Source organism: Pediococcus stilesii (genome assembly GCF_001437075.1).
In the GTDB taxonomy this organism is placed as follows: domain Bacteria; phylum Bacillota; class Bacilli; order Lactobacillales; family Lactobacillaceae; genus Pediococcus; species Pediococcus stilesii.
This window is the reverse complement of sequence record NZ_JQBX01000004.1, coordinates 101818-113660: the sequence shown is the minus strand read 5'-3', so window position 1 is coordinate 113660 and position 11843 is coordinate 101818. Positions and strand designations below refer to the sequence as shown.

The 11843-nt window shown below is 37.9% G+C and carries 12 protein-coding genes; 2 read left to right on the top strand and 10 right to left on the bottom strand.

Annotated features, from left to right (window positions below; translation table 11 throughout):
* Positions 1-169: 169 nt before the first annotated feature.
* The 8 genes from greA to IV81_RS02860 form a co-directional block, all read right to left on the bottom strand.
* Positions 170-655: a transcription elongation factor GreA gene (gene greA, locus IV81_RS02895; RefSeq protein ID WP_057802102.1), complete on the bottom strand. Its 486-nt coding sequence runs from the start codon at positions 653-655 to the stop codon at positions 170-172.
* A 16-nt stretch (positions 656-671) separates the two neighbouring features.
* Complete coding sequence (udk, locus tag IV81_RS02890; protein WP_057802100.1) at positions 672-1328, bottom strand: uridine kinase; 657 nt, start codon at positions 1326-1328, stop codon at positions 672-674.
* Between the two features lie 16 nt (positions 1329-1344).
* Positions 1345-2514: an endolytic transglycosylase MltG gene (mltG, locus tag IV81_RS02885; protein ID WP_057802098.1), complete on the bottom strand. Its 1170-nt coding sequence runs from the start codon at positions 2512-2514 to the stop codon at positions 1345-1347.
* Between the two features lie 87 nt (positions 2515-2601).
* Complete coding sequence (gene pheT / locus IV81_RS02880) at positions 2602-5034, bottom strand: phenylalanine--tRNA ligase subunit beta (RefSeq protein ID WP_057802096.1); 2433 nt, start codon at positions 5032-5034, stop codon at positions 2602-2604.
* A 3-nt stretch (positions 5035-5037) separates the two neighbouring features.
* Positions 5038-6084, bottom strand: coding sequence for a phenylalanine--tRNA ligase subunit alpha (gene pheS / locus IV81_RS02875; protein ID WP_057802093.1), 1047 nt, complete (start codon positions 6082-6084; stop codon positions 5038-5040).
* A 270-nt stretch (positions 6085-6354) separates the two neighbouring features.
* On the bottom strand, positions 6355-6687 hold the full coding sequence (locus tag IV81_RS02870) for a winged helix-turn-helix transcriptional regulator (protein WP_057802091.1): 333 nt from the start codon (positions 6685-6687) through the stop codon (positions 6355-6357).
* A gap of 17 nt (positions 6688-6704) precedes the next feature.
* Positions 6705-7214, bottom strand: coding sequence for an HD domain-containing protein (locus IV81_RS02865; RefSeq protein WP_057802089.1), 510 nt, complete (start codon positions 7212-7214; stop codon positions 6705-6707).
* A gap of 96 nt (positions 7215-7310) precedes the next feature.
* Positions 7311-8078: a TrmH family RNA methyltransferase gene (locus IV81_RS02860; RefSeq protein ID WP_057802087.1), complete on the bottom strand. Its 768-nt coding sequence runs from the start codon at positions 8076-8078 to the stop codon at positions 7311-7313.
* A gap of 177 nt (positions 8079-8255) precedes the next feature.
* Between IV81_RS02860 and IV81_RS02855 the strand changes: the two genes are divergently transcribed.
* Complete coding sequence (locus tag IV81_RS02855; protein ID WP_057802085.1) at positions 8256-8528, top strand: acylphosphatase; 273 nt, start codon at positions 8256-8258, stop codon at positions 8526-8528.
* A 78-nt stretch (positions 8529-8606) separates the two neighbouring features.
* Positions 8607-9572 carry a membrane protein insertase YidC gene (gene yidC / locus IV81_RS02850; protein WP_057802084.1) on the top strand — a complete coding sequence of 322 codons (966 nt, stop codon included), beginning with the start codon at positions 8607-8609 and terminating at the stop codon, positions 9570-9572.
* Between the two features lie 47 nt (positions 9573-9619).
* On the opposite strand, the gene IV81_RS02845 is transcribed toward yidC, so the two are convergent.
* On the bottom strand, positions 9620-11101 hold the full coding sequence (locus IV81_RS02845; protein ID WP_057802082.1) for a sensor histidine kinase: 1482 nt from the start codon (positions 11099-11101) through the stop codon (positions 9620-9622).
* Between the two features lies 1 nt (position 11102).
* Positions 11103-11789, bottom strand: coding sequence for a response regulator transcription factor (locus IV81_RS02840; RefSeq protein WP_057802080.1), 687 nt, complete (start codon positions 11787-11789; stop codon positions 11103-11105).
* Positions 11790-11843 lie beyond the last annotated feature (54 nt).

Sequence of the window (11843 nt, the reverse complement as noted above, 5' to 3'; positions counted from 1 at the left end):
CGGTCTGTTATTGGGTGCTTACAAAAAAGCCCTAATCACAAAGTGATTAGAACTTGTATAAATAAATTTACCAACAACAGTTGACGAATATCCAAAATAAAAATCGGATGGTAAGAAACCAATTTTAGTTTCTTACCATCCGATTTTATTTGTTAACTTTTCTTTTTTATTATCCGGCGTTTTTAACACCTAAAATTTCAACTTCAATGTCTCCACCTGGGGTTGTAATAGTCACATTGTCACCCACTTTTTTACCAAGAAGAGCTTTGGCAATTGGTGAATCATTTGAGATCTTTCCAGTCATTGGATCAGCCTCAGCAGCACCAACAATTGTGTATTCTTCAGGCTCCTCGTCGGGAAGTTCCTTAAATTCGACCACGCGTCCGAGTGAAACTTCATCGCCCGCAATTGCATCATTATCAATGATTTCAGCATAATGAAGCATATGTTCAATTGTATTGATTCGTCCTTCGACCATGCTTTGTTCATCTTTTGCTGATTCATATTCTGAATTCTCAGATAGATCACCAAATCCTCTAGCAATCTTAATTCTTTCGATTACTTGTGGTCGAGTCTTTGTTTTTAAAGTTTCTAATTCTTCTTCTAACTTAGCCTTTCCGTCTAAAGTCATTGGATAAGTTTTTTCGTCTGCCATTCCTACACCTCAATAATTATTTGTTAAAATTTTCATCGCGACCATCTTGGGAAAGAATATCACGTACTTTTGTAACTAATAAATCCACGGCAACACTATTTTGACCGCCCTCAGGAACTATCAAATCAGCATATCGCTTCGTTGGTTCAATGAATTGATGGTACATTGGCTTAACGCCAGTTAAATACTGATTAATAATTGAATCCAAAGTTCGACCACGCTGTTCCATATCGCGTCGGATTCGACGAATAATTCGAATATCATCATCGGTATCAACATAAACTTTAATATCCAACATGTCCCGAATTCGTTCATCATCAAGAATTAAAATTCCCTCTAAGATAATCACGTCAGTGGGCCTTTGGTTAATTACCTCAGAACTCCTTGTTGAAATTTTATAGTCATAGACTGGAATTTGAATAGTTTGATTATTCTTCAACATTTTTAAATGTTCGTACAACAAATCTGCATCAAATGCGAGTGGATGGTCATAATTGACTGCCCGACGCTCTTCCATTGTTTTTTCAGCTTGATCTTTATAATAAGAATCCTGCTGGATAATTGAAATCGAATGTCCACTTAACTGTTCTAAAATTTTCTGACTAACGGTTGTTTTACCACTACCGGATCCACCAGTCACCCCGATAATAATTGGGTTATTACTTGCACTCATAAACTCTAATTCCTCACTATTTACCATCTGGATTATATTTTGCTACTGCTTCGTTGAACGAATTAATGTCCTTGTAGAACAATACATCTCCAACTTTATATTTTGATCCGGGAACCTTTTCAGTTACGGCAAAGAAGAATAGGTATCCGTCTTTTGTATCAGCATTGACAACTGATAAAATTGAATTTTCACCTGGATTATCTACTGGGCCTGGCATGTAGCCGGTATTAACCCGTGTATTGTATGGATTAGTACTTGCTAAATCAGATGTTGTTAAATCTTCAGTTGCTGACTTCTTAACAGCATAACGCGTTGAGACGTCTGAACCTAATGTTTCGCCTTGCTTAATCCGATTTAAAAAGACACCCGCAATTTTAGTCCGATCGCCTGCTTTACTACCTTCCATTTCCACCAATGAAGCAACACTCAAAGTTTCTTGCACCGTCATTTTATTGGACTCAATTTTTGAGTAGTATGGTTGAAGCACTGCGTCCGTCTTCGCGACCATTTGAGTAACAACATCTTTTAAACTAGTCGTCTTGTCGACAGCATAGCTTGCTGGGAATAAATAACCTTCCAAACGATAACGCACATCAGATGCCTTCATCGCTGAGCCTAAAAGCTTAGGATACTTCTTAGCCAGTTGTTGAATAAATGTTTGATCTTTCATTAGTTTTAAAAAGTCATTTTTATTAAAGTATTTTGAGCTCTTTAAGGAATTAGCAATTTGATCAATGTTTTCGCCTTCCTTAATCAAGAGCTGTGGTCCATTAATTGCAATTGGTTCAGCGGCTCCGCCCTTTTCAAGCTTTGTAGCAATTTGTTTTAAAGTCATTGAAGGTTTTAAAACATAGTATCCTGCTTGAAAATTATTTATCTTTTTGGATTTTGTATAATAGTTAAATACTGCTCCGCTCTTAACAACGTGCTTGTTTTCCAAAATTGATCCAACTTCCCTTGAAGTTGTTCCAACCGGAATATTTATTTCAATTTGTTTACTACTCTTAGCGTCCAGTGGCTGTAATGACGTACTGTAGTAGCGGTAACCCATAAAAGTTGTGATTAGAACAACTGCTACCAAAATTCCAAGCACCCACTTAATAATGCTATGACCGCTTCTTGATCGTTTCGTGTTTGCTTGAACACGACTACGGCTGCGATTTGAATCATTGTTATTATTATCCAAGATCTCATTCTCCTATCGTTTCACAATATTGGTAATTATACAAAACTATTATTAATTTCGCATTAAAGTAACAAAGATTTAACACGTTTATCTGATTGTCGCATCTAGTTGTTCTTTGAGTTGTTCAATTACCTTTGAAAATTCTTGATTGACGGTATCTTCTTGTAAAGTGTCGTTGATATCTTGGTAGGTCAGCTGATATGCCATCGATTTCATTCCATCCTCAAGATGTTCTCCAGCATAGACATCGAATAGTTCAACGTTTACTAAGTTAGCTTGTTTAGTTTCACGGATGACATTTAAAATTTGTTCGTTTGTAACGTCTTTGCTAATTAGCATGGCAACATCGCGCGTAATTGCTGGATATTTAGAAATTACGCTGTAATGCTGCAATTTCTTTTGCGCATTAACAATTTCGGTTAAGTTTAATTCGAATACGTAAGTTTCCTTAATCTTAAACTCTTTAGCTGTTAATGGATGAATTTGGCCGAGGAACCCAATTATCTGCCCGTCTAATTTTACTTCAGCTGTCCGGCCAGGATGCATTCCATCAAGGTCTTGAACAGCAGTATACGTAATTTCACCCGTCAGTGCTAGATTCTTTAAATATTGTTCGACGATTCCTTTGATGTCAAAGAAAGATACCAGCTTTTCAGGCTCATTCCACGATTTCGCTTGAATTGAACCTGAAATCACACCCGCAATATGCTCAATTTCTTCGGGCTGCCCCGAACCATTAGCATAGAAGACACGGCCCTGTTCATACAAAGCAATGTTGTCTACCGAACGTGCCTGGTTATACGCTACATCATCCAGCAATCCACTGATTAAGTTCATTCGAAGTGCTTCGCGGTCTTTAGTCATTGGCCAGTTGACCTTAACTTGAGCATGATCATCTTTAACAAAGCGCGCACTCTTTGCAATTGTTGTTAGACCATAACTCATTGCTTGAGTAAGCCCTAAACCTTCTAAAACATTTCTTGAAGCACGAATTAATTTTTGCTTGGCAGTTAATTGACCAACCGTTGGAGCACCCGTTGGAAGTGTTACTGGTAAATTATCATAGCCAAAAATTCGGGCTACTTCCTCTAAAATATCTGCTTCGATATGAATATCCCAACGCCGAACTGGAACCGATATTGTAAACGTTTGTTCTTGATCGTCAAACTCGGTTTCAAAATCTAACCGACGAAAGATATCTAAGACTTCACCTTTAGAAAGACTAGTACCCAGAATCTTATTGATCCGTGGCAGAGTTACGGTCACAACTTGTGGCGATTTTTTTACATTACTACCTTCCACGACCCCGTCTAAGACACGACCGTCGCTAAACTGAGCAATTAAAATTGCCGCTTCTTTTAGAGCCTGATTAAGGGCCGAATAGTCAATTCCACGTTCAAAACGCATTGCTGCTTCACTGTGTAAATTATGATAACGAGCAGCTTTCCGAATCTTAATTGGATCAAAAATAGCTGCTTCGATGACAACATTTTGCGTTTGATTGGTAACCTCTGAATCGAGTCCGCCCATTATGCCGGCCATTCCCACGGGGACGTTATCCGCCATAATCATTAAATCACTCGATCTAAGTTCCCGCTTCATACCATCCAAAGTCTCAAACTCACTACCTTCTTTGGCGTCACTAACTGAAATCGTCTTTCCCTTCAAACTGCTTAAGTCGTATGCGTGAAGTGGTTGACCATATTTCAACATTACATAATTAGTTACATCAACAACATTATTAATTGGCCGGATTCCAACCTTCATTAATAAGGTTTGTAGCCAAAATGGACTTTCCTTAATTGATACTCCTTCAACACCCATCATCTTATAAACTGGCGTATCTTTTTCGTCGTTAATCTCAATCTTAATTTGATCCAATAATTTAGTTTCAGATTGAAGACTGGATTCAATCTCCGCTACATCAAAGTTTGCAGTCTGGTCTAAAATCGCCGCAATTTCATGCGCATTACCATTCATGCTAAACATATCACCCCGGTTAGGAGTAACAGATGTATCAATAATATCATCGTCCATCCCTAGTGCTTCCATCACGGAATCACCTGGTTTTACACCACTATCAGCGGGGAAAACGTAGATTCCATCGACAAACTCCTTCGGAACAACATTATCTGGGTAGCCAATCTCTTGTAAAGCACAAATCATACCGTTGGACTTAACTCCACGCATTTTGCTTCGTTTAATTTTGACATTATCTTTAATTCTTGAACCATGTAGAGCAACGATAACATCTTGATCGGCCGCGATGTTTGGTGCTCCACAGACGATTTGAATTGGCTCATCTTCACCGACGTCTACTTGACAGACATGTAGATGATCTGAATCGGGATGATCTGTCACTTCCAGTGTATGTCCAACAACAATTTTCTTTAACTTGTAGTCTAATCTTGTAACCGAATCGACTTCAACGGCTGTTCGTTCGATTTTTTCGGCTAGATCTTTTGGTTCAACGCCATCTAAATCTAAATATTTTGATAACCACTCATATGAAAGTTTCATTTTTTAACCTCGCTTATTGAATTGGGATAAGAATCTGACATCGTTTAAATAGAAATTACGGATATCATCCACTCCATAACGTAGCATTGCAAATCGATCTGGCCCTAAGCCAAATGCAAATCCGCCGTAAACTTCTGTGTCTACGCCAGCCATTTTCAAAACGTTTGGATGAACCATCCCAGCGCCTAAGACTTCAATCCAACCAGTATATTTACATACTGAACATCCCTTACCCATGCAATTAAAACAGGTAACATCTGCTTCAACTGATGGTTCAGTAAATGGGAAATAACTCGGACGTAAGCGTACTTCAAAACGATCACCAAAAAGTTCTTTGGCCAGTGTTACAAGTGTTCCCTTAAGATCACCCATCGTAATATTTTTGTCAATAACTAATCCTTCAATTTGATGGAATTGATGAGAATGTGTTGCATCGTCAGTATCCCGTCGATAAACCACACCAGGGGAAATCATTTTTAAAGGGCCCTTTGAAAAATCATGTTTTTCCATCGTCCGCGCTTGAACCGGCGACGTTTGAGAACGCATTAAAACTTCATCCGTAATATAAAATGTATCTTGCATATCACGTGCTGGATGATCCTTTGGTAAATTAAGCATTTCAAAATTATAGCGATCTAATTCTACTTCTGGTCCTTCAACGACCTGATATCCCATTCCCAAAAAAAGATCCTCAATGTTATCAATGATTTGTTGAATAACATGTGGCTGTCCCTGGTTCATTGGCGTTCCAGGCAATGTAACATCAAGTGCTTCTTCAGAAAGTTTCTTATTTAAAGCCTCCGCCTCTAATTCGGTTCTCCGCTTTTCAATTTTAGCAGTTAAGTTATCACGAACCCTATTAGCGAATTCACCAACCTTTGGCCGTTCCTCTTTACTCAAATCCCGCATTCCACGGAGTACCTCTGTAATTGGACCCTTTTTTCCTAAAAAGTTAACTCGAACCTCATTTAATTTTGACAGTTCTTTGGCAAGGCTAATTTCATTTAAGCCCTTTTCTTCTAGTTCCTTTAATTTTTCTTGCAGACCCATTTTCTTTCCACCTTTCTCCAAATAAAAAAACGCCCCTCAAAAAGGGACGCTTCAGCGCGGTACCACCCTTGTTTACAATTAACATTGCACACTTGGTTAGCCGATAAGGGTGGCCCACCCAATTTAATCGAAGTGAATTCACTGTAATCAACATCGAAATATCTCAATCACGTATCTCGTCCCTGTCTGTTGACCATACCAGCTACTACTCTTCAAAATTTTATTCTCCTAGTTACTTTAACCAAAATAATGTAGGAGGTCAATAGCTAATTAGAACCAGCAGTCAGCAAATTTATGCACCGATTCTAAAACCGGACGCAATGCTTCGCCTTGTTTGGTTAGCCGATATTCGATCAATGATGAATTTTTATAGGTGCAACGTTCAACTAATCCTTCTTCTTCAAGACTTTTTAGTCGTTCAACTAAAACGCGGTCACTACATTTAGTAACACTATGGGCAATGTCTTTAAAACGTTGTGGACCTGCATTTGTTAGTACCTCAAGAATTAATCCGTTCCACTTTTTACCTAGGATATCAAACATTTTTTCGAATTTCGGACAGAGTTCAAAGTCTGTTCTTTCTTGTAATTGTGCATTTTGCATAATAAAAACCTCTTTTACTAAATAAACTTAACAACTTTTTCTTTATATTTCATCAACTTTAATTTAAATTCTTTACGAAGATGACCAAAATACTCAACAATGGCCTGCTCGTCATCTACAAAAGAAACAATGCTACTTTCAAAGTATTTTGGTCGAGCAATAGTTGCTCCCCACATATGCTTCAAGATAATATCTTTCTCTTTTTCGTTTAGTTCCGTCAATTTTTCAGCATTCCGAAGTGCCACTCGCGGATGAATAAACGCATGGGATCCCAAAGTAAACTTAGTTGTTCGCCAATCATAATAAAAAAGATCGTGAAGCAACCCGGCCCTAGCCGTTGAAGTCGCATCTAGATGGAATCTTTTCGCCAATTGATAACTCTCATAAGAAACACTAATGCTGTGATCCAATCGTGTTCCATTATGATGTTGCGTATAATTATCTAATTTTTGAATCTCTTCTTTCTCTAACAAATCGCCAACAATCGCCATGTACTCAGAATCGTTTTTCCAATCTAGTGACTTCATTTAGAGCTCCTTTTTAATATAAGTTAATACCATATTAACCACAAACCTTTTTAAATCAAGTCCATCAAACTTTTTAATATAAAACGTAACAAAACCTTAATCAATCAAACCAAATATTAACACACCAGCCGCCACCGCAACATTTAGGGATTCGGCTGATCCCTTGATTGGAATATACAAGTTAGCATCCGTTAGCGAAATCAGTTCCTTACTCATCCCATTGCCTTCATTTCCCATGATCAACGAGAAGTTTTCAGGAGCCTCAACCTGATGATAATCTAATGCATTTTCATCAAGTATGGACCCAAAAATAGCATTACCATTTGCCTTATTGGAATTAATCCACTTCTTTAGGTTAAGGCGTTTTAGCTGTAAATGATACTGGCTTCCCTGCATGGATCTCAAAATTTTAGGATTATAAAAATCTGCCGTTCCATCGCCAAAAACCACTCCGGTAAATCCGGCTGCATCAGCTGTACGAACCATTGTACCAATATTGCCAGGATCTTGAACGTTATCCAGTAATAACCACTTCCCTGAAAAATCATTTGGAATTTGCCAAACTTGTTCGTCAATAACACCGATCATAAAAATCCCCTGATCATGGACTGTGTCGGCAATATGGTTGGCAACTTCCTTTGTAACTAAAATCAATCTTTCTTCATCAATTCGTTCGGCTAGTTCTCCTAGATCAAACCCCTCTTGGATGATAAGATACTCATAATCTGCTCCCTGTTCAAGCGCCGTTTCAACGGGATGGCGTCCTTCTAAGAGAAACTTTCGATACTTTTTCCTTCCATTGTTTGTCTTGAGTTTAACCCACTCTTTAACCTTTGTATTTTTCGTTGAAGAAATCTTTTCCATAATTATACCTTATCTCCTTACCATTTGTAAGTATAAAATACTATATCCTTTTTCATGGTATCATTATTAGCACCGAAATGGTACATTCCGCACGTTAAAAGCCTTCCCATATTCAGATTTAAAGTTAGAAAAGTCACTGGCTTTGATGTTAAACTATCATTGAAAGGAGCGATTTCGATGAAAACTGTTCATATGATTGTTTCCGGGCGTGTTCAAGCTGTTGGCTTCCGTTATTCAACAAAATTACTTGCCGACCGATTAAAAATCGCCGGCTGGGTTAAAAATAATTCTGACGGAACCGTTGAAATTGTAGCTCAAGCCCCAAATTCAGTTCTAGATCAATTCATTAGCGCTGTTAAAGCATCACCCTCACCTTCTGGGCGTGTCAATAACGTGCTGATTTCTGAAATTCCTGAAATTGATTCCAATTCCTTTACCGTAAAATATTAAAGTGCATTGAAAAAAAGCACAAAATCAAGTATAGTTACCCTTGTATTTCTAGCATAAGAAGGGAACTCTACATACATTATGAAAAAAATTAAAAGTATCTCGACGATTGGACTTATCTCGGGACTCGCACTCATTTTGAGCGGCTGTGTTCAACGTGATAAAAATGGCAATCCCTACGGATTTATTTATGATTACCTCGCGATTCCAACCCAGCACTTTATGAACTATCTTTCCCATTTAATGGGTGGCAGTTACGGGCTGGCAATTATTCTCGTTACTTTTGTTGTTCGCCTTATTCTATTACCTCTGATGCTTAATCAGTCCAGAAAAGCGACTATTCAACAAGAAAAAATGGCGTTTGTTCAACCTCAATTAAAAGTTTTGCAAGCACGAAATCAATCAGCTAAAACTCCAGAAGAACGCGCAGCAGTCAGTCAAGAAATGATGGCACTGTACAAAGATAACAACATTAGCATGACTGGCGGAATTGGCTGTCTTCCAATTTTGATCCAATTTCCAGTTTTTGCGGCCTTATACGCGGCCATTCAATATTCGCCCGAACTACATCAAGGAACGTTTTTGGGAATTGATTTAAGTCGTTCAAGCATCTTACTAGCTGCAATTTCATTCTTAGTTTATCTCCTTCAAGGATGGCTGGGAACATTGGGTGTTCCCGAAGAGCAAAGAAAAACAATGCGTTCAATGATGATTATTAGTCCATTGATGATTCTGTTCTTTACTTTCTCAACTCCTGCCGGACTCGGCCTATACTTTGCAGTTGGTGGTGTGTTTGCATGTATTCAGACCGTCTTAATCAACATGTATCGTCCAAAGATTCGTGCTCAAATACAAGCAGAAATGAAGAAGAATCCACCTAAAATTATCGAACCCACTGGGCCAGTTGATTTAACAGATATCGCCGAAAAAGCTAGCACAAATCAAGATACTGAAATTAAGCCAGAAATTAAACCTGCCCCAGAATCTAAAACTACAAATAAAGATTCACGCAGAAATGCCGGAAAACAACGTCATCATCGTGAATAATTAAAAAAACACGGATCAAGAGATGTGAATTCTCTTATCCGTGTTTTTTAATAGTTGTCATCTTCACTCGTATCGCTTTGGATAACCGGCAATTCAATTCTAAAAATTGATCCTGAACCAATCGAACTCTCTAACGAAATATTTCCGTGATACTCTTCAATTAGTTTTTTAGCAATTGATAAGCCTAATCCATTTCCACCCTGATCTCGGCTTCTAGCCTTATCAATTCGATAAAATCTGTTAAAAACCTGCTTTAAATTTTCCTCAGATATTCCTTCACCAAAATCTTGAATCGCAATCTCCACGGATTGCTTCGTGTTTGCAGTGGAAATATGAATCTCCTTACGTTTTTTGGAGTACTTAACCGCGTTATCTAATAAGATTACCAATACTTGTTCTAAGTGATTTCGATATATATGAACAATTGGCTCTCCGGTAATATCGTCATCCATCACAAAATTAAATTCTGGATGAATCATTTTAAAGTCATTGAATACCTGATCAACCAAGCGAACCACATTTGTCTTTTCGTTAGAATAATTAATCTCAATCTGATCCGCCCGGGTCAAATCTAGCATCTCGCTAACTAAGCTTTTCATTCGCTTAGTTTCTTCCAACGATGCCTCAATCGATTCCTCTAATACTTTTGGATCATCTTTCCCCCATCGTTCCAACATCTTTAAATGTCCTTCAACGACTGCCACTGGTGTTCTCAGTTCATGCGAAACATCTTCTACGAACTGTCGCTGCTGATCAATGTAACGCTGCATTCGATCAATCATCTCGTTAAATTCTTGAGCTAAATCTGAAAGTTCATCATTTGTTCGTAGTTTTGGAACTCGTGAATCCGTTTGAGGATCCTCTTCCAGTTGATGCATCGTTTCATTAATCGATTTCATTGGTTTTAAAAGATACGAAGCTAAGCTATAACCAAAAATCGATATAATCATAAAGATCAAAATCGAAGTTAAACCAAACAACCATATTAACCGTTGATAATTACTATCATAATCCGTCAGCCGATCGACTACGCTGACATAACCGATTAATTTTTTATTTTTATTCAAAATTGGAGATTGGCCCACAATGATATTTTGGTTTTGATATCGTTGCTTTGTGATCGATCTTTGATTAGAAAGCTTAACTGGAATCGTTGTCTCCTCATTTGAAAAGACCGCATCTTTTTTTAAATTATAGACTGTTACCACAAAATCTCGTCGCGTTAAATTGGCCAACAAGCTATCATTAAAACCGCCTTGGTTGTTTTTATTGGCTGTTTGTTGATTTAAATTTGGACGAAACGTATTGGTGGTTTTGTAATCAACTACCTCTTCGTTTTGAAGTCGATCGTGAACCTGGTTAACGGTCGCTTCTACATTGCGTAGTTCTTCTGAATATAATGAATCCGTTACATTTTTAAATAGAAAAAAAGAGAATAGACCAAAAATAAATAGAGCTCCTACTCCCGTGCCAATAGCCCACTTCCATTTTAGTGACATTCTCTTTTTCGGTTTTAGTCCGCTCGCCATATTATGTCCTCATTACATATCCAGTACCACGAACCGTCTGAATATAACTCGGACGACCTTCAACATCAACCTTATTTCTTAGATATCGAATGTACACATCAACCACATTGGTTTCAACTCCATCGTCTACACCCCAGACCTTATTTAACAGTGTTTCTCGTGATTGAACAACATTGACGTTTTCCATTAAAAGAAGTAATAGCTCATATTCACGTTTAGTTAAATTAATAACCTCGTTATTTCGTTTAACGACTCGATTCTCCTTTTCAATCACGATATCCTGATACTCTACCGTCGTTTGATGGAAAGATGTATCTTTTGTTTCTAAATCCACGCGCCGTAAAACCGCCCGCAAACGCGCTAATAATTCTTCAATTGCAAATGGTTTAACAATGTAATCATCTGCTCCATGATCAAGACCTGAAACACGATCAATAATTGAATCACGTGCTGTCATCATAATGATTGGAGTAATTTTTTCACGTCGGATTCGGCGGCACACTTCAATCCCATTGATCTCCGGTAACATTAAATCAAGTAAAATGCCATCAAAGTCTTCCGACAGTGCAGCATCTAATCCAGTCCGTCCGTTGCTTTGAACCTCAACTTCATATCCCTCATGCTGTAGTTCCAATTCAACAAAACGTGCTAGACTTTTTTCATCTTCGATTATCAAAATTCGACTCATTTTTCTACCCCAAAATTAAATTATTTTAATCCCTACCGTACTAAATTTTAACAT